This window comes from Coraliomargarita parva, from assembly GCF_027257905.1.
Lineage (GTDB): Bacteria > Verrucomicrobiota > Verrucomicrobiia > Opitutales > Coraliomargaritaceae > Coraliomargarita_A > Coraliomargarita_A parva.
Map to the genome: position 1 here is coordinate 596329 of NZ_JAPZEI010000001.1, position 18993 is coordinate 615321.

The 18993-nt window shown below is 52.2% G+C and carries 13 protein-coding genes; 3 read left to right on the top strand and 10 right to left on the bottom strand.

Annotation, left to right across the window (positions count from 1 at the left end; translation table 11 throughout):
- Positions 1 to 103: 103 nt before the first annotated feature.
- From O2597_RS02310 to O2597_RS02325, 4 genes are all read right to left on the bottom strand, one after another.
- A complete protein-coding gene (locus O2597_RS02310) occupies positions 104 to 1612 on the bottom strand; it encodes a sialate O-acetylesterase (protein WP_269522565.1) in 1509 nt (502 codons plus the stop codon).
- Positions 1613 to 1831: 219 nt separating this feature from the next.
- On the bottom strand, positions 1832 to 3289 hold the full coding sequence (locus O2597_RS02315; protein ID WP_269522566.1) for a PEP-CTERM sorting domain-containing protein: 1458 nt from the start codon (positions 3287 to 3289) through the stop codon (positions 1832 to 1834).
- Positions 3290 to 3481: 192 nt separating this feature from the next.
- Complete coding sequence (locus O2597_RS02320; protein ID WP_269522567.1) at positions 3482 to 4894, bottom strand: sulfatase family protein; 1413 nt, start codon at positions 4892 to 4894, stop codon at positions 3482 to 3484.
- Between the two features lie 433 nt (positions 4895 to 5327).
- A complete protein-coding gene (locus O2597_RS02325; protein WP_269522568.1) occupies positions 5328 to 7271 on the bottom strand; it encodes a glycosyl hydrolase family 28-related protein in 1944 nt (647 codons plus the stop codon).
- 384 nt (positions 7272 to 7655) lie between these two features.
- Between O2597_RS02325 and O2597_RS02330 the strand changes: the two genes are divergently transcribed.
- On the top strand, positions 7656 to 8336 hold the full coding sequence (locus tag O2597_RS02330; protein ID WP_269522569.1) for a type II secretion system protein: 681 nt from the start codon (positions 7656 to 7658) through the stop codon (positions 8334 to 8336).
- Here the strand turns inward: O2597_RS02330 and O2597_RS02335 are convergent.
- The 6 genes from O2597_RS02335 to O2597_RS02360 all read right to left on the bottom strand — a co-directional run bounded on the left by O2597_RS02335 (position 8322) and on the right by O2597_RS02360 (position 15705).
- Entirely contained in the window at positions 8322 to 8447 is a 126-nt protein-coding gene (locus tag O2597_RS02335) for a hypothetical protein (RefSeq protein WP_269522570.1), read from the bottom strand. The two genes, O2597_RS02330 and O2597_RS02335, sit on opposite strands and share 15 nt — an antisense overlap.
- Before the next feature lie 3 nt (positions 8448 to 8450).
- Positions 8451 to 9896: a sulfatase gene (locus O2597_RS02340; RefSeq protein WP_269522571.1), complete on the bottom strand. Its 1446-nt coding sequence runs from the start codon at positions 9894 to 9896 to the stop codon at positions 8451 to 8453.
- A gap of 21 nt (positions 9897 to 9917) precedes the next feature.
- Positions 9918 to 11408 (bottom strand): sulfatase family protein, encoded by a 1491-nt coding sequence (locus tag O2597_RS02345; protein ID WP_269522572.1) that lies wholly within the window; start codon positions 11406 to 11408, stop codon positions 9918 to 9920.
- Positions 11409 to 11432: 24 nt separating this feature from the next.
- Complete coding sequence (locus O2597_RS02350; RefSeq protein ID WP_269522573.1) at positions 11433 to 12497, bottom strand: sialidase family protein; 1065 nt, start codon at positions 12495 to 12497, stop codon at positions 11433 to 11435.
- Positions 12498 to 12525: 28 nt separating this feature from the next.
- Positions 12526 to 14427 (bottom strand): right-handed parallel beta-helix repeat-containing protein, encoded by a 1902-nt coding sequence (locus O2597_RS02355; protein ID WP_269522574.1) that lies wholly within the window; start codon positions 14425 to 14427, stop codon positions 12526 to 12528.
- 168 nt (positions 14428 to 14595) lie between these two features.
- Positions 14596 to 15705, bottom strand: a complete 1110-nt coding sequence (locus tag O2597_RS02360) for a GntR family transcriptional regulator (RefSeq protein WP_269522575.1) — start codon at positions 15703 to 15705, stop codon at positions 14596 to 14598.
- 158 nt (positions 15706 to 15863) lie between these two features.
- Here O2597_RS02360 and O2597_RS02365 point away from each other — a divergent pair, with 158 nt between their 5' ends.
- Positions 15864 to 16805: a dihydrodipicolinate synthase family protein gene (locus O2597_RS02365; RefSeq protein ID WP_269522576.1), complete on the top strand. Its 942-nt coding sequence runs from the start codon at positions 15864 to 15866 to the stop codon at positions 16803 to 16805.
- A gap of 67 nt (positions 16806 to 16872) precedes the next feature.
- Entirely contained in the window at positions 16873 to 18528 is a 1656-nt protein-coding gene (locus O2597_RS02370; RefSeq protein ID WP_269522577.1) for a sulfatase family protein, read from the top strand.
- Positions 18529 to 18993 lie beyond the last annotated feature (465 nt).

Below are 18993 nucleotides of genomic sequence, written 5' to 3' on the forward strand. Positions count from 1 at the left end.
TGCTTTAATCCACAAACCGAAGAAATTCGGTAAGTATGATTTGCCAAAATTCAAAAGCTAAACCTAGCACCTTTCAGTGCAAAAACGATTCGCTAACCGCAGCCTATTCCACAATAGGAGGCCAGGCTTCCGTCGTAAAGGGGACTGTAGGCAAACCTGCTTGATTATACAAGTTGGCGCTGGGCTCGGGCCATGCTGACCAAGCATAGCGCACGGCAAGCGGCTTGTCGACCTGCTCGGAGGTCAACTCGACTTTATTATTCTTTAGGATACGTGCTTGCGCCGGGTAGAATACGCCCTCCTCACCGGCCAGCTCAAAGCCCTGAACTTCCGTGCCCGAAGCGGCTGCTATAAAATGAGTCGCGTCCTCCGAAATCGTGCCGACCATCAAGCCCCCATCTGTATGATCAAAGGTGACGAGTGCACGCGGGCCTTTGACTTCCATCGACTCGAAGCTCGGCCCGGAATAGGTCAAGTCCTCGCCATAAGCCACTTGCCGGGCGGCAAGTGCCAAGCGCTCACCCACCACTAATTTATTCTTCGGGTGTATATCCGTTTCTTCACCAACATCCAAGGCCATGGCCATGGCCGTGTTTGGAACGGACAAGGTTCTGCGCTGCGCTTCACGCAGGACGGGCCAATCACCCTTTCCATTCTTAAATCCCGCCAACTGGACAAAGATGAAGGGAAAATCACCCTGCCCCCACTGCTGCCGCCAATCACGGATCAAGGCCGGAAACAAAGAAGCATATTCAACGGCATTTTGTTTGGCATTGGCTTCCCCCTGATACCAGATCGCCCCCTTCATCGCAAAACCTGTCAACGGATGGATCATCCCATTATATAAGGACGTCACGAAATGATGACTTCCGCCGGGAGACTTGGGTTTCTGTGGTTTTGGACCTTTGGGATCCTGCTCCGATTTCCATGCATCCAGCGCCTTCTGCCACTCTGGCAGCGTTTTGGCCTCGTAGACTTTCATCCGTTTGGATATCTGCGCCTTCTTTTCCAACAATCCATCGGTATAGGGCGATGTCTCCGGACTCGCCTGCAGCCCTTCCAAACTCGTCCAGGATTGCGATCGGGTGCCGCCCCAGTTACTACCAATGAGACCTACCGGCACGTTCTGCGTGCGCTGAATTTCACGACCAAAATAAAACCCAACTGCCGAGAAACCCGCCAAGGCTTTGACATCGTTTGCACTGACGGCCCAATGCCCTTCCACGTCATCCATCGGATCGATCGCGGGATGGCGCTTCACATAAAAGGAGCGGATCGAAGGATCGATCTCCTCTGACATTGCAGCCTTTCCGTGCAGTGATCTTCTCAATTCAAATACCATGTTCGACTGGCCGGAGCACAGCCAGACGTCGCCCACCAACACATCCTCAAAGGCAATCGTATTCTTCCCGGATATCTTGAATTCGACCGGATCAAAGCTGGCCACCAAGGGTTCGAAGCGAAGTTCCCACTGTCCATCGGAGTCCGCCTGGGTCTTGGCGCTCTGCCCAGCCAAGGCAACAGAGACCGCTTCACCCGGATCGGCCCAGCCCCAGACCTTCAATGGCAGCTCCCGCTGGAGCACCATATGGTCGCCGAACACTGCCGGCATTCGGACTTCTGCCGAAGTAATAAAAGGTGCAGCCAACAAGCATGCTGCTGCGAAAAATTTAGTGCAGTGATTCATAAAAATAGAAACGTTCAATCCGGCCAAGCCCAGCCTGACCGACATGAGTATGTAAAACAAAGGCACCTGAACCCAGATGCTGGACTCAGGTGCACAGGTTGATACCCCCAGGCCGATGACGGCCTTCCCTAAAAATAATCTCGTTTATCGACGCTTGCGACGCAGGCAGCAGAACCCGCCGATCACACCGATCAAGAGGATCGAAGTCGTGGCAGGCTCCGGAATCACTGCGACCAAGCTCAGGCCGCTGAGTGTCGCATCCGAATTAAACTCGGACAGGTCGAAAGCAAAATAGGAGGTTGTAGCCGCAAGGTCGGCATACTCCAAGCGGATGTCGTAGCCACCGAGATCCGAAGCGACCACAGTGAGACCATTATCTGCAAAGAACTGAATCAGGTCGCTTATTCCCAGGCCCGTTCCCGCGTCGGCAGCCAGATAGACATACAGATCGGATCCAACACTCAGGCTACTAATATCTGCGAATCCCTGCGTTGTGGCGGTAAATGCGATACTCTCGGTGCCACCGATGGCCAAAGATCCGACGCTCGCAGCACCGTCATAGCCAATCACCAATGCATCGCGGCCACCACCTTGATCTTCTACAGATGCCGCGCCCCAAAGCGCAGAGCTAAAGTTATTCGTGATGCCATTCGTAATATTGCCCGTATCCGCTTCAACTAGCACAAAGCTGGTTGAAGCCGTCAGTGCAGCACCCCCCTTAACGCCCATAACCAAGTCACCTTGAACATCAGCAACCCCAGTTCCGGACAGGTTCACTTTAGAAACACCACCATCATCGATGGTATACTTCAAGCGAGCGACACTATTACCTGAGAAATTATCGACATCCTTAGTTGATACATCACCGGAAACTAACATATTCCCACTGATATCTATCGTCGAGCTCGAGCCAATAACCGAGAATTCAACGGCGCGGCCATACACACTAGTCGTCCCGCCATTCGTTCCCAGATATAGATGTCTTCCTGAAAAGGAGCCTCCCTGAATCGTCCAGTAAACAAGGCCAGCCTTAGCTTGAGGGGCTGCAAAGATGTCCTGAGTGACACTGAAGTCGCCCCCGCTTTGGGTGAAATAGGATAGCCCACTTACGCCCAGACTCAACTGCTTGATAGATAACGTGCCTGCATTCAGATTGTAATAACCCTCACGGGAATTGGTACTTCCGCCACCAACCGTTAGAACACCGCCAACAATGAAACTCCCACCATTTTGGTTCACGACGCCTACATTTAGAGTATTCCCACCGCCAACCAAAACGTTGCCACTCACACTAAGGGAACCGGTGGATTCAATATTCAAGGTGGCAGATTGATCGCTAAAGCCACTCAATGACGTAGCGCCAACATTTAATGAGCCAATCTCCGGCAATATGGCAGAATCAACGGTAACCGTATAGTCAGCGCTACGGAAAATATCCACATCATCGCCGGCGGCAGGCTCCGATCCGGTCGACCAGTTTGTGCCAGTGGTCCAGTTGCCATCCGCATCGACGTTCCAGAGGACATCCGCCGCTTGGGATTGCAGGAGAAGGCCAGCGGCCATCAGGTTTGAGATAACAATCGTTTTGGTGCTTTGTTTCATAATGGGAGTATTTGTTTTGGGGGTTAATTTGAGTTAGAATTACGGGGAATCGGGTGTGAATATCCCGAAAAAGCAAGGGTCTGTCCAGCGGCAGTTAATGGTAAGTTCAAGTAACCAAAATTTCTGAATGATTAAAGCGTATGGATCCGAGAACGAAGTGAACCAGCGATGGGAATGAGCCATGCAGTCTGCTTAATGTTTCGACGGTAAGGCCACGGCCAGATCATCCATGAATTGCTGTAAGGCCTGCGGTGAATGACGATGGCGGAAGGCTTCCAAGGCGGGGTCCTCAGTCTCGACCATCCACTGCTCCAGCTGCACACGCAGTGAATCGATTTCGGACTGAAGTTCGGGCTCGTCGATCAAGTTGTTCCGGCAATCCGGATCGTTCTCCAGATCATAGAATTCTTCAGGCACACGATAGACAAAGAGCTGCACCCGTTCGGCAATCTGCGCATCCTGCTTCGCTGCCTCGCGCATCGCTTTCATGGTCCGACCACTCTGCGACTCGTTTTTAAACTTTCTTTCACCGTCCGACCATGGGTTAAAGATGTAGCCATAACGCTGGTTTTGCACACAGCGGATCGGGTAGTTCCTTCGAACAAATGTCTGGTGAAATTGCGTGAACAAGAGGTCCCGTCCACTTTGTGCCTCACCTTGCAGCAATGGCAGGAAGGATTCCCCATCCATATTTGCAGGCCCGTCAATGCCGACGGCATCGAGCAAGGTAGGCATCAGATCGATCCCGGAAATGAAATGTGTCCCTTCCCTCGTGCCTGGCTGAATTTTGCCCGGCCAGCGCACAATCCAAGGCGTCTTGGTACTGTTAAGGTAGCAGTTTGTCTTCGCAAAGGGAAAGGACATGCCGTTGTCGGAAAGAAAGACCACGATGGTATTCTCCGCCATTCCGGATTCTTCCAGAACCCGCAGGACCGCTCCGACGGTATCGTCACAGCGGCGCACCGAACTGTAATATTCCGCGACTTCACGGCGCACCTCAGGCAGGTCTTCAAGGAAGCCCGGGGTGATAATTTCCTCTGCGGTGAAGACTCGGGATGGAATCGCCGCGGCAGGCTTATCGCCTTCGACATACATCCGAGGATCATCATTCCCATAAAATGGACGGTGGGGGTCGTGCGAATTCAACATCAGGAAGAACGGCTGTTGCGACTCCGTCGCGGCCTTGATGAATTCCTGCGTATACTGCCCGTAGAGCTGCGGATTGCGGCCGTGCCCGAGCGCGCCGATATCATGACACAAGTCCCATCTGTATTCCGCATACGGCGACGAATGCTCCACCTTGCCCAGGATACCGGTGCGATAACCATTCCGACCGAGCACCTCCGGCAGAATCGGCACATTCGGCTTGCGTAGATGGTAAAAACCCTCACCGCCACTGCGATGCGGATACCGGCCTGTTAGGAGCGACGAACGACTTGGCTGGCAGACAGAGATCGTCACATTGGCCTCATCGAAGGCCATCCCATCCGCAGCCAGCCGATCAATGTTTGGCGTCGTGCCGGCAACACGACACCCGAATGCCCCCACAGCATCCCAATTCATATCATCTGCAGTGATCAGTAGGATATTCGGTCGTTCGGTCATTGTATTTGGGTCCTCCAATCGGGATGCATCCATATGTTCATTTCCAGCGGTGTTCACAGGGCTATTCGGCGACGGTTCCACCTGCATGAAGCCTACACAGGGCTGCAGGAATATCGCGAGAAAACAAGTAAACGGAATGAATCGCATCGTATGAATTGAAGCAGCGTGAGTCCCCGAAGTTTGGCTCACACTGCATGGATTAATTATTGATTTATCGGCGAACCACTGCAGGCAAAAGGCTTACGGCGACATTGCGTCCGAATGGTGGAGGGCTGCGCTCCGTCGCAGCCGCGCAAAGGCAATTGGCCTCGAAAGCGTGTCACCCCGCGTGATTCGAACCAGGACCCGAAGTGACCAGGCCTAACAGCGGCAATGACGGAGCATTGCCCTCCAAGCCTTTCACGATAATCGACCATGAACCTTATTGTTGCTTTTATTCGGCAGCGAGTGGCAGTTGAATATTCGCGTCCACCAAGCTGGACGTGCGCGAGGAATCGCCTGTTACAGAAATATCGCCATCCACCGTATTATTGGACACCACGAAGCTGGTTTTGCCTTCGGTGGTTGTGTTGGCTGCGGTGATGGAGTGTTTCCAACCTTCGATGATATTGCCCTGAACAATCGCATTAACCGGCGTGTAGGCATCGATCCCGATCGCCGTCGCTGGATTGGAGTTGGTCAGGTCACGATTGTCGAAGTCTTCCTCAGAATAGAGCATGTAGCGCGGTTTCTCTTGTTCAAGCGCCCTTTGTTCTTCGGTGAACTCAAGGAAGGTTGCTTCCTTGCGAAATACGTTGTCCTTAATAATCGCTGACGAAACCGACCCATTTACTAGAACCTGAGCTTTATCACCCGGCTGACGTGAGATAAACTCGTTCCCCATAATCGTGATGCGGCTCTTATCCGCGCCAACACGACGCTCGTAGACATATTGCTGCGCCCCGCTCGTGTCCCGACCATCCTGCGATGCGAATTCATCGGCATCCTTACCCACGTCCTTCACTTTGACCCGGGCAATTTCGTCTGACTTGCGAAGGAGCCCATTGACGACTTTATTGTTGGAGAACATCACATCACGACCGGCCTCAAGTGAGATACCAGAGGGACGGTTTTCCAGTTCGTTGACGAAGAGGTTCCCTTCGATCAGCATGCTGCCATTGCCGTATCGATCTTCCGGATTGTGCTGTCCATGGTGAACACGAATGAACTGCCCCAGAAACTTCGACTCCGGATGCTTGGTGTATTCCTGGATGAAAGGCTCGTGCGTCACGATAATCGTATTACCGGAGATCAACACCTTTTCACCGTAGTATAGACAGGTGATCCCCCCGACGGCACTGTTAATCGAAACGTTATTAGCGTAAATGACATTCTCATCCCCTTCGCTGCCGTAGGAGTAATCCCACATAAAGCGCGCAATGTTACCTTCAACCACGACCTGACGCGCCTTATTGCCCCAGCAAAGCGTAACGCCATATTCCGCATAGTTATTTTTCACCATCACATCGTAAATACCTGAGGTGTGCGGCACATAATCCGGATCGCTGGGCTTGCTACCACGATGCACAACACTAGCGGTGCCGAGAGGCACCTTCGGCGCCTTGCGGGATGGATCCGGACTGCCTCCACGCCAAGCACATTGATAGGTGACGCCACGCGACCAATTATCATGGTGCTTTAGGTTTTCGCCCCCCCAGGCAAAGGTGGTGATCGTTCCCCCTTTGATCATCGAATTGCCGCGCACCGTAACATTACGACACTGCGTAGCCCAAATCATATTACTAATGTTGTAGGCGCTGCTATCTTCCAACGTGATGTTGTGCGAATCAGCAGCCATAATGATGTTGATTCGATCCCGCGAGTCATCGAACCCCTGCAACTCAACATGGAAATCACTGACTCGCGTCGTGTCGCTATCCTGGCAGTAAACCAGCGCATTCACTAAGCTCTTACGCGGCGATTGCACCGCAGAATCGCCGTAATCAAAACGCAGCCCCTGGAAGACAACACGCTCGCTGTTGACCACAAACAACGGGCGTATCGGCTTGTCACGGTTACCAACGTCAACCGGAGGCAGTATCGCCTCCATTGCGTCGGCATTAATGGTAATTTTCGCCTTCGGATTAAAAGTCAGATTGGAGTCCGACGGAATCTTCACCGTGCCGAGCTTGTAGTTGCCTTCAGGAAAGTAGAGGTCGTTTTTCCCGGCATCCAGGGCGGCTTGGAGCGCGGCCGTGTCGTCCGCCTCACCATCACCGGTCAGACCAAGTTCTTTCACATTCAATTGCTGTCCATTCAGCAAACAGACGGACGACAAGAAGCAGAGAATGAAGGCGATTAGAGCGCCACTTCGATTGATTGTAGTTTTATAGGGCATACGGTTGTATTTGGTTTTAGAATTGAGTTTGAAACAAAGTCAGGTGGGAGCGGAAACCATTGTGGAACCGGTAACTGGAACACTAAGCTGAGTCATGCTCTGATCTGCCTAACACCGCGTTTCATCCAATCGTTGCGGGTCAGTGGATCATTGGGTTATTGAGGGGAATTACAGGGATGAAAATCAATTGCACCCACTCAATGAGAATCTCGGCTCTCTGTCGAAGTGCTTTTTATTGGTAATGAATTCTTACCAGGACAAGGGAGTTGTTCCACGACAATAAAATACCAGCATGTAGCCTAAACCATCGCGTTGGTAAAAGCGCGACTCGCCCCTGCTACCCCGAAGTCTCACCAGAGGCACTACCATTGTTTTAATAAGGTTATGAACAAAACAGACTACCCCAAAACAGGCGGATTTACGCTGATTGAACTATTACTCAGCCTGGCAGTCATTGGCATACTGTCTTCCGTTCTAGTTGTTGCGGTCGGCAGAGCGAAAGCCGCAGCCAACAGTGCAAAGTGCTCGGCCCACATGCGCTACTGGCAGGCGATGGTTCCGATGTTCGCAGCCGATCATAATGGTAAGTTGCCACGAACTACATTTAATGACCCGATCAATGACGGCCAAAATAAAGAAACGGTGATTAACCTGCTCCCCTACTGCGATATGCCGGACACGATGAGTGAACATGAAAGATGGGCATGGGCAATGGAAAACCAATGCACCGAAGAAGGCTGGCATTTTGGTGCCAACTCATACATCAGTCGCGCACCGATGGCGACGATTACAGACCCGGCACGTCAAATATTCTTCATCGACATGTATAGCGGTCGATGGCTAACCGGAACAGTATTGAACGGCGGTCAAGGCGGATTTCTACTCTATAGATCGCCAAAGCCTCACAATGGTATGGTAACTGTCGGCTTCCTTGACGGGCATGTGGAGCCGAGGATGCTGAGCTCGATCACTTACGGAATGATACTCACACCAGATTCCAAAGGGTATGATTCAAAAAAGGATAAACCGATCATATCGGTGGAGGAAGATTTACAATATCAGTAGTTTGCTACCGCGTATGCCTATCGCCTCATACTGGCTCGCATAAGGCTCCAGCGTGGTGAAGGGGTGACGCAATTCGTCGCAGCAGATGAACAGGATGTTGGGCCGGGGCATGAATCAGGCTTTCAGTTTCCAGGTATAGGAAACCGGATCGAAATCGAAGTTATCCTTGTGCGCCACGGGAGCTGCCGGGGTCGAAGGAATCCAGTGAGCCAACTCCTTTTGAATCTCAGCATATTCCGGCTTCCCAGCTAAGTTCTTGATTTCATCCGGATCATTGCGGTGATCGTAAAGCTCTTCGCTACCGTCCGCATAGCGGATGTAACGCCAGTGCTCACTGCGCACGGCATGATCGCCCTCCGAGTGGGAAGTAATTACTGGCGTCTCCCGGGTCGCCTGCGGGTCACTCAAAAATGGCAGCAAGCTCATCCCATCCAGTTCAGGTTTTGCCGGCAATCCGCAGAGATCGATCAAGGTTGGATATAGATCCAGGGAACTCACCGAACGTGTCGTCTCGACACCAGTCTGAGAGACTCCGGGGCCTGCAACGATCAACGGAATACGCGTCGACTCCTCCCAAAGCGTGGACTTATGCAGGTGTCCCTTCTCGCCCAAATGGAAACCATGATCCACCCAGAAGACCACATAGGTATTCTCGCTGTAGGCGCTCTTTGCCAGCGCATCCAACACGCGGCCGACCTGAGCATCCGCGTAACTTAACGAGGCCAGATAGTAGCGCACAAATTCGCGGTAGCGCCCATTTTCTTTTAACTGCTCATAGTTCGCTGAATTTCGGCTGGCTAGCTCTCGACCAGCCTCCGGAATATTTTCGAGTGCTTCCTCAAAACATTTCGGTTCAATGAGTTCGTCATCCGGATACAGATCCAAGTATTTCTTTGGGACATACATCGGCAAGTGTGGACGGAAACTGCCGACTGCCAAAAAGAAAGGTTTGTCATGGCTGCGCCCCAAGAATTCCTCCGCCCAGACAAATGCCTTCGCATCTGCGGTTTCCTCATCCGGAATATCCTGCACCCCCCAGTCGAATTCATGCGTTCCGTTCAGTGACTTGTCCCAGTTACGCACAGCTTCCAATTCGTTCTTCGGGAAACCATCTCGCCATTTCATAGGCATGCCACTCGGAGGCGCAGATGCATCCGCCCCAGTATGATAGCCCAAATCAAAAAACTGAGTCAGCAGTTCATCCCACATCTCAGGCGGATTAAAGCCCGGGGTATGGTGCATCACCTTACCCGCACAGGCTGTCTTGTAGCCGTTCGCCTTGAAGTGCTCGGGAATCATGGTCACTCCCGGCATGGTGGGTCGCCACCATCGAGCGTTGTCATAGACTCCACTTGATGTCGGGTGAAAGCCGCTGACAACCGCCGTGCGCGACGGATTACAAATTGGTGCCGGGCAATGCGCGTTGGCAAAGAGTCGACCGTGCTTCGCCAGACCATCAATATTCGGCGTATGCACTTTACCGGCGTAGCCACCGAGACAGCCGACCCAGTCGTTCATGTCATCGATGGTAATAAAAACTATGTTGGGGGAATTTTCCATAATAGGTATCAGCTGGAATCCTTAGTAACGCCCTCGCCGATCCACCCCGGGATCGGCTGCCAGCGCAAGTGTGTTAAAGCTTTTCTGCGTCAATTCGGCTTTGACTGATGCCACCGAAGGATCGCTCCACAGGTCTTCGAATTCATTGGGATCGTTTTCCAGATCATAGAGCTCTCCGACCCAGCAGCTGTGATAGTTGATGAGCTTCCAACGCCCATCGTAATACATGGTGGCAAAGAAGTTATCGTGACGGCCGTCTTCCATTCGTTCACCTTCCTGGAAGAACTCAGAACGCACAAATTCACGCGGCTCAGGTGCCTTGCCATCCAGCTCCAAATAACCGAGCAAGGAGCGGCCATGCTGACGTTTCATTTGGACTCCTGCGAGTTCAGCCAAGGTGGGAGCGACGTCAGTGAGTTCGACTAAATCGTCAACTTGAACGCCTTCACGGAATTGACCGGGCCAAGAGATGATCAACGGCACATGAGCAAGGCCTTCGTAAAAGCGGCAGCCCTTGGTCTCCAAGCTGTGATCTCCCAGCAAATCGCCGTGGTCGGACATGAAGATAATGACCGTGTTCTCGCGCTGGCCGGTATCTTCCAAAGCCTGAATCATGCGGCCGACCTGCGTATCGATCAATTCGATCATCGCGTAGTAGCTGGCTTTCATCTCGCGTGACGCGCGGTCCGGGCGCTTCAGAGGCGCTTTGTTATAAAAGGCGCCCGCATCGGCGAGCTGCTTTTGATGCTCCAAATCGGACTCCTGGAAGAGTGGATCCGGCAGCGTATCCGGATCGTAATTCTTCAAGTATGCATCCGGAGCATCGAAAGGCACATGAGGATCAAACATATTGACGCTCATCAACCAAGGACCGGATTCCTTTCGTTCTGTCAAAAAGTCGATCGCCTCTTCGGCGCACCAGGTCGTTTGACGCAGATCCGGATCGGTCGAAGCCTTGTAAGGCCCCCAGAGGCCGGCATCATTTAGTTCAAAGACGTCATCCAAATTGATGCCCTTGTTGCGCAACCAATCAATGTAATCATTGCCGCAAGGTTCGCCCACAGGAACAATCGGCGAACCCGGTTGATTCGTGCCGGCATGCTGGTGCGGCGCATGGCTGAACTTGAAGACTTCGTAACCATCATCAATCCGCTCTTCCAGACCATCCCAAGCAGAGGAAATATGTAGCTTCCCAGCCAGTCCACAAGTGTAGCCAGCATCCGCCATGTAACGGGTGATCAGAAGAGGCCCTTCGATCGGATAGTGCTCGTTTCCGTTGCGGGTGACGTGGTTCGCGCTCATGTATTGCCCGGATAAGAAACTCGCACGGCTGGGGCCGCAAAGTGGATTCTGGCAATAGGTTCGATTAAAGGCGACACCCTCCTTGCAAAGTTTGTCCAAATTCGGGGTGCGAATATGCGGATTCCCCAAGGCACCGATGGTATCGAAACGCTGCTGATCGGTGCAAATCCATAGGACATTCGGCTTCGAACCGGCGGCTTCTTTTTTCATGCTCACTTGAATCGTTCGTTCGGTTTAAACGTAAAATTCGTCTTCGCGGAGAGAACAGCCGCGAATGTGTGCCTGCGGGGCATCGTCCTTGATGTAATAAACGATGTAGATCTCGCCGTCGGGAAACTGAACCCAGCCCGAATACCCTAAGTCCGCGCGATCGCTGCGATCATAGGCGATCGGCATGATCCGTGCGTGCGCATCTTTGCGCGACTCAGCCAAACAGGACTCCTGATCCGTCAGTGCCGCAAAAAAGTTCTGAGTGCCCCATCCATGCGGTCCGGCGCCCCCCTGCAAGAAACGATAGGTGATCAATACATGACCACTCTGCAAGAGGCCGGAAACCGGGCGGTGGCAACCGCACAGCGGAAACTCCACAAGTTCGGACCAGGTGCTGCCACCATCACGACTCATTGTTTTAAAAGCACCGAAGCCCTGCCCTGAATTCTCACGCAGATAGCAAACCAACTCTCCAGTCGGCAAGGCCATGATACTGCCTTCGCACAATTGATACTCCGTAGAACTAGCTGCAATAAAAGGTCCCTCCCAGGTAGCTCCCGCATCGTCTGAATACCAGCAGCGCTGCTCCCAGAGTTTGCGATCCGGACCTTGCAAGCCCTTGTGCGTGGAGACAAGCCAACGCCCTTCATGCTGCCCAGATGGAATCTCGATCACCTGATCGGGCACCATGCCGTCAAATGGAGTTGCCATCGGCCCGGTCCAGGTCTCGCCATCATCATCACTGAAGAAGAACCAGTTACTTTGCTCACCGCCTTTATTTCCCTCTTCTTCGCCGGCGATGCGGTCGACGATCACGATCAGACGTCCATCGCTCAAGGCGGTGATGCGGGCGCAGTTCCAGTGCGGATCGTCTTCAACCTGCTTATGCAAGGGCTCAGAAATTGGGCGTTTTTCGGACCAAGTCACACCGCGGTCATCGGAAATCACACAAACAATACGTGTGAAGGTGCGCTTAAAATGATGCGTGCATTCACTGAACACACAGACCAGACGTCCACTCTGTGTGAGTGCTAAATCCGGCCACGCCTGGTAGATGGAGTCATCACGACTAACGATAAAATGCTGCATTTCGACTTAAGCTATTTCGTTACTAGAATCACAAGGTCACCTTCTCAGAATCTTCATCCGCCAAATCCTGTGGTGTCGGCTTTGGCTCCGGAAGTGGATCCGGAACACGATTGAGTATTTGAACCTTCATCGGAGACATTGTGCGCAGGTCCACATTTCCCTCGATGTATGCATAGTAGCCGGAGGCAAGCCCCTCCAAATACAAGCCGCCGTCGGTTCGATTATTGGAGACGAGAATCTTATCTTTAACATCCTCGGAACTCACCCGAACGGCGACCGCCTTGGGAAATCCCTCGATGACATTCTCTTCAATCATACGCGTCTTTGGAGCTTCATCGCGCCGCGCACTGGTCCCAGCGATCATCAGCCATTCGGTCGGCGATCTATTTTCCAAGGGGGCCTCGCTTTTGACGACATTATTGCGGAAGATAAATTCATCAACGCCTTCCGCAATGCGCAGCCATTGCTCCTCGTAAGGAATATTCATTCTGAAATCGTTCCCGAGAACCAGCACTCGCCCGGTTCCTCCCTTAGTGCGAATGCCACCATTGACAAATTTATTGTTGCTGATCGTGACATCGCGGCTTCCCGCGATGTTGATATTGCGGGGACGATCCTTGAGCTCGTTCACGAAAAGATTCCCCGTGATCAAGGTCTGGCCTGCGCCGCTCTTATAATTGGGCCCAGCGGAATGTAAGCGTATAAAATTCCCCTGATACGGCTCCGGCGTAGAATACGTGCTGTATTCCATCTCGATGGGCTCGTCTTTAACCATGACGATATTGTTACTGAATACGAGCTTGTCGGACCAATACATGCAAACGAATCCAGCGGTGTAACCATTCGTCACGACGTTCCCGTTGAAAATCACTTCCTCACCACCTTCCGATCCAATCGCATAGTCGGTCATGAAACGGGCAATATTCCCCTGAAAGATGATTTTCCGCCCCTTGGCACCCCACGACAGAGTCTGCCCATACTCGGCGTAGTTGTTGGCAACGATAATATCATACTCGCCCTGAGTGAAGTTATTGAACCCCTCATCGCCACGTTTAAGGTCACGCACCACTTCAGTCGCCGTGTCCCAGCCATCATCGCCCTCCTTGAGCTTTCGGTGGTCATTGGCGTTGCCACCAAACCAGCGGCATTGATGCGACACATTGCGACTCCAGTTTTGGGTGTGCATCAGGGATTTATTACCGCCCCGGGCAATGGTTATCGCATAGCTGTCAGTGGCCCGGTTTTGGTCCGCCCACACATTGCTGCATTCGACAACGCTCAGCATGGCTGACATGAAGGTCGCGCGACAATCACGCATAAGAATGTCCGAGCAACCCTCAAAATGCGCCAAGGAAAAAGGTCGCGTATTGGGTTCCTTGCTCTTGGGAAAACGTTGCTGGCCAACCCCGCGGGTCTTACGTTGATCAACGGGAATGGGGTCTCCGATTTGCGGGCGCTCTGCTTTCAAGCCGATGAGTTGAATGCCCGCAAATCCTTTACCGGTGATGATCATGCCCGGGAGTTGATCAGTCGTTAGGCCTTCCGCATCGGTCAGGGTGTAATCGAACTCCAAATCGCGCAAAGTGATGTGATCCCCTTTCAGGATGAAGAGCGCGTTTTTACGATTTTGCATCGCCCAAGTGAGTTCCTCGAACTTTTGGATCAAGTTCGTATTAATACGGATTTTGGCACCGGGTTCGCCCCGTAGAACCACACCACCAGGAACCTCCACCGTGCCGAGTAAATAGACGCCTTCCGGTAAGACGATTTCAACGTCGCCCCCCGCCATCGCCAGTTGAAGGGCAGCCGTATTGTCAGTAACTCCATCTCCGACCAAGCCCACATCCTGGGCATTGATAGAGGCCTGCAAAAAGCAGGGAAAAAGTAAAAGGACGAGACTAGCCAAACGAGTCAGTTTGAAATGTGTCATAGGGTATTGAGTAATGGGTTATGCGTGTGAGGCTAAATTGCCCGTATTCAGGGGCAGACACACGTCGATCGTTTTGGTAACATCGGCTGACCAAAAATTTTCTAGTAAATGCAAACTCGGCACACGGGAACGCTTCTTTAGGTGCAAGTTGATCCAACAAACTTCAAGTCATTGAGTCGCAATGGAGCATAAGCTATCCCCTCTGATTAAGTCGGGTATCGTTCGCTTCGTAATAATCTCGTTCGTAATGCCCTTGGCATGACTGATGATGATGCGGGCCACTTCCTTGGCAGAACTTTTCGGCGTATTACTATAGCATGCGATCGAAGGCACCAAGTGCTCATAAAAGGGAGCGTAATCACGGGCCAGCAGCGCATAATCCCGGCCGGCAATCCAACCGCGACATGCCAAATGCGTCATGATGGTCAAAACATGGTTTGAATTGGCCACCACAAATGCAGTGGGTCTGCGCGCCATGTTGAGGATGCCGTCCAGCGTTCGAACAATCACATCCACACTTCCATCGTGGTGCGCAAAAAGAGGCGTAAATTCATCCCCTTTGACTCGGGAGAATGCATCGAGAAAGCCCTCTTCACTACAAAGGTCGCCGGCATGCTTCTTACTCGAACCGATGTAGCAGATCCGGTGATGGTTCAAACGCATAAGCATCGTCGCGGCATGTCGACAGACGGCACGGTGGTCCATATCCACTGAACTCAGCTCAATACCCGGGTGTGTCGAGCCGACAACAACGACCTGGGAAGCTTTATCGTTTTTCAGAAACCATTTTTGCAAGGCCAGGTTCGAGCGGTATAAGATCCAGCAAGCAGTCACGGTGTCTTGCGAAATGACTTCCATGACCCGATTCGTTTGCTTTGTGAAAATACCGGGCCGAACCAATACACGGAGAACGTAATTCGAGTTCCCCAACAACATACGAAGCTCGTTCAACCAGATCAAATCGTGCTCCTGCATGCTGGAAATCTCAATCGGCGAGAGTAAGCATACTATATTCTGCTTTCTGGGCTTCGCCTTTGATGTCCGGGAGACCGTTCTCCGCCGGAGCCCCTGCTTGCTGAGAATCCCTTCCGCCTCAAGCTTCAGAAGCGCAGCCCGCAAGGTAGGTCGGCTGACATCCATCTCGGCACACAAATCACGCTCACTCGGAATCGCGTCCTTCCATCTGCCGGATTCAATCGCGTCATACAGCAAGGCATAGCACTCTTCCACAAGAGTCGTGCGCCGGGGATTGAGGGTAAAAGCAGAGGTATTTTTCATAGATCGGAGACGATTGGGTCCACGCGTTTCTGTCAGGGTTTACGTGGAAGTTAGCAGTTAGCCAATGGCAATCACCATCAGACCAATTGGTAATCTGAGATAACCAAGTTCACGCATTTGGCAAACTGGAATTTCATCGCGAAAATAACGCATTCCTTATGAAAACAACCGTCTCCAACCCAGAGATTCAATCTTCCACCAGCACTCAATCAAAGTTTGAGTTTTGGGCGGCCCCTTTCACCCCCTTCAGTTCCGACGGAATAGAAGTCTGCTACAAGACAATCGAGCGACAGGCCCAACACTTGATCGAAAATGGCGTTGAAGGCGCATTTATCTGTGGCACCACAGGCGAAGGCTTCTCCCTTTCGACGGATGAACGTAAAAAAATCGCCGAGACTTGGGTCAAAGGGTTCGGCTCACAAATTAAGGTGATCGTCCATGTTGGGCACAACTGTTTGGAAAAGAGCCAAGAGCTCTGCAAACATGCAGAAGAAATCGGTGCCTACGCCGTCGCTTCGATCGGCCCTTGCTTTTTCCCTCCAACGAGTCCTGAGGCCTTGGTGGAAATGCTACAGCAGATTGCCCAAAGCTGCGAGCTCCCCTTCTTCTATTATCACATGCCCTCCATGGCCCGCGTCCCTTACAAGGCATCGGAACTACTACCGAGCCTGATGGAGCGCATCCCCAACTTTGCCGGTATCAAATTTACACACGAGGATATTGAAGATTTCAGCACCTGTGTCGACATCGCAGGCGATGATTGCCGAATGTTCTTTGGTCGTGATGAAATCCTTCTGGAAGGGATCCGGAACGGTGCCCATGGCGCGGTAGGCAGCACCTACAACTATCATATTCATCTGTATCGTGCCGTTCTGGACGCATTCCTCATGGGAGATCTGGAAGAAGCCGAAGCCAACCAGAAAAAGGCTCAGGACTTCATAAACCTGTTCCTGAAATACGGTGGCTTAAATGCAGGCAAAGCCCTAATGAAAATGTGCGGGGTCGACTGTGGCGGTCCGCGCTTGCCACTTACAGAATTGGATCCGTCCGAATACCAGCAAATGCAAAAAGAGTTTTCCGAGGCAGGCTTCTTCCAATAATTCGAAGCTCCGGATTTAGTTGCAGTATGTCATGTTGCGACGCTCAGTCGTATCAAGAAAGTAAGGAATGAAATTGAACTACCTTTTCACGGCAGTGGCATGCGCCTTGCCGGTTCTCGCCCAAGCAACCGCCGAAGCCGATCAGGCCGAACACACAAGGCCGAACATCATCTGGATCTTCACGGATGACCATGCCACGCAAGCGATCAGCGCCTATGGAGGCCCCATCGCAGAGCTGGCCCCCACGCCAGGAATCGATCGCTTAGCCGACGAAGGGATCTGTTTTGATCGCAGCTACGTGGCCAACTCACTCTGCGGGCCATCACGCGCATGTATCATCAGCGGGCAGCATAGCCATAAAAACGGTGTGTTCACAAACAACCGGGGCGGTGGACGCCTTGACTACGACAAGGTCCTGACCTTCCCGCAAATCCTGCAAGAAAATGGATACACGACGGGAATCGTCGGGAAATGGCACCTCGAATCGGACCCACAGGGATTTGACGAATGGGCCGTGCTCGATGGCCAAGGCGAATATTACAACACTCGTTTTTTTGTCCCCAGCGACAACGGCCAAGGACATCAAACCGAGGAGCATCCCGGCCGACATTCGACCAAACTGATCATGGAAAAATCCTTGGCTTATTTGGACCGTGTGAAGGATGGAGAAAAACCATTCATGCTGATGTGTCAGTTCAAGGCCCCACACCGGACATGGCTGCCGCAACCGGACCTCGCCGACTTCTATGCCGATACGGTCTTTCCTGAACCGGAAACATTCTTCGATGATTATGCGACACGTGGAACTGCCGCACACAAGCAGGAGATGGAGATTGGCACAGTCATGAGGCTAAAAGAGGACCTTAAATTCCAATCCCACTACCCGATCGCATGCGACGGGTTTGTTCCAGAGGAAACCTATACAGACCCGGAACTGCGTGCACACATGCTCGCAGACAATGAACTATATCAAAAATTCTACAGTGCGCGCCAACGCGATTTCGAATCCAAGAACCCAACTGGAGCAGCACTGCCCCAATGGAAATACCAAGCCTACTTACAGGACTACCTGGCCTGCGTTAAAGGCGTCGACCTGCAGGTTGCGCGCTTACTGAAATACCTCGATGACAACGGACTCGCCGAGAACACGATCATTGCCTACAGCTCGGACCAAGGCTTCTATCTTGGGGAGCATGGATGGTTCGATAAGCGCTTCATGTATGAAGAATCCTTCCGCACGCCTTTGCTGGTGCGCTGGCCTGGCCACATCAAACCTGGAAGCAGGAATGAAGATCTGGTGCAAAATATCGATATCGCACCGACCCTACTCGAAATCGCCGGATTAGCCGCAACCCCAGAAATGGACGGCATCTCTATTTTGCCACTACTGGAAGGCAAGCACCCCGCGGACTGGCGCAAAAGCCTCTACTACCACTACTATGAATTTCCCGGAGCCCATAGCGTGCGCCGGCATGAGGGCGTTGGCACCGAGCGTTACAAACTCATCCGCTTCTACGGGGAGGACCTGCAGAACGGAGAGGAATGGGAGCTATACGACCTTCAAAATGACCCACAGGAGTTACATAATATCTATGCCAACCCGGAAATGTCTGAAGTGGTCAAGGAACTCAAAGACGAGTTGGCCAAGCTCAAGCGCCAATACGAGGTGCCGGATCACATCAATCCGTATCCGAATGCAGTGGCCCATAGCGAAGGGCATTAAGGCCGATTCTCTCCGAGGTAAGCTCGTATCCATATGAGGGGCGTCACTCGTGACGCCCGCAGATTCATCCACTCTGGGATCAAAAAAATGGTTCTTCGTCGATTAGCGGGGAAGGGATGCACCAACAGTGATCCTTGATGATTCAAAAGATACACGTGAAGTCTCCTACACTCTATTTTATTTTTCACAACCGTCCCGCGTCCGCGGGACGGTTGTAAAATTAGGATTCTCTTGATTCCAGTATTCGTCGATGCCTAACCCGGTAAATGGCGAAGAGCCAAAAAAATATGTAATACCGATTTGAAGAAGTATGTCCTGATGGATGACCTCTGTAGAGACCTTGTGCCAGCAAGGTCGATATTTCTATCAGGCAGACAATCGACGGTGCTGGCGTACCATCGCGACAATTAACCAATCGAGCCAGACCTTTATAGAGAAGGTATAAGTTACTTCGCGGGCACAAAC

What these genes read in the sequence shown, in the direction of transcription:
- O2597_RS02310 (WP_269522565.1), bottom strand. Translation starts at nt 1,612, where the DNA reads ATGCCGGCAGTGTTCGGCGACCATATGGTGCTCCAGCGGGAGCTGCCA.
- O2597_RS02315 (WP_269522566.1), bottom strand. Translation starts at nt 3,289, where the DNA reads ATGAAACAAAGCACCAAAACGATTGTTATCTCAAACCTGATGGCCGCT.
- O2597_RS02320 (WP_269522567.1), bottom strand. Translation starts at nt 4,894, where the DNA reads ATGACCGAACGACCGAATATCCTACTGATCACTGCAGATGATATGAAT.
- O2597_RS02325 (WP_269522568.1), bottom strand. Translation starts at nt 7,271, where the DNA reads ATGCCCTATAAAACTACAATCAATCGAAGTGGCGCTCTAATCGCCTTC.
- O2597_RS02330 (WP_269522569.1), top strand. Translation starts at nt 7,656, where the DNA reads ATGAACAAAACAGACTACCCCAAAACAGGCGGATTTACGCTGATTGAA.
- O2597_RS02335 (WP_269522570.1), bottom strand. Translation starts at nt 8,447, where the DNA reads ATGCCCCGGCCCAACATCCTGTTCATCTGCTGCGACGAATTGCGTCAC.
- O2597_RS02340 (WP_269522571.1), bottom strand. Translation starts at nt 9,896, where the DNA reads ATGGAAAATTCCCCCAACATAGTTTTTATTACCATCGATGACATGAAC.
- O2597_RS02345 (WP_269522572.1), bottom strand. Translation starts at nt 11,408, where the DNA reads ATGAAAAAAGAAGCCGCCGGTTCGAAGCCGAATGTCCTATGGATTTGC.
- O2597_RS02350 (WP_269522573.1), bottom strand. Translation starts at nt 12,497, where the DNA reads ATGCAGCATTTTATCGTTAGTCGTGATGACTCCATCTACCAGGCGTGG.
- O2597_RS02355 (WP_269522574.1), bottom strand. Translation starts at nt 14,427, where the DNA reads ATGACACATTTCAAACTGACTCGTTTGGCTAGTCTCGTCCTTTTACTT.
- O2597_RS02360 (WP_269522575.1), bottom strand. Translation starts at nt 15,705, where the DNA reads ATGAAAAATACCTCTGCTTTTACCCTCAATCCCCGGCGCACGACTCTT.
- O2597_RS02365 (WP_269522576.1), top strand. Translation starts at nt 15,864, where the DNA reads ATGAAAACAACCGTCTCCAACCCAGAGATTCAATCTTCCACCAGCACT.
- O2597_RS02370 (WP_269522577.1), top strand. Translation starts at nt 16,873, where the DNA reads ATGAAATTGAACTACCTTTTCACGGCAGTGGCATGCGCCTTGCCGGTT.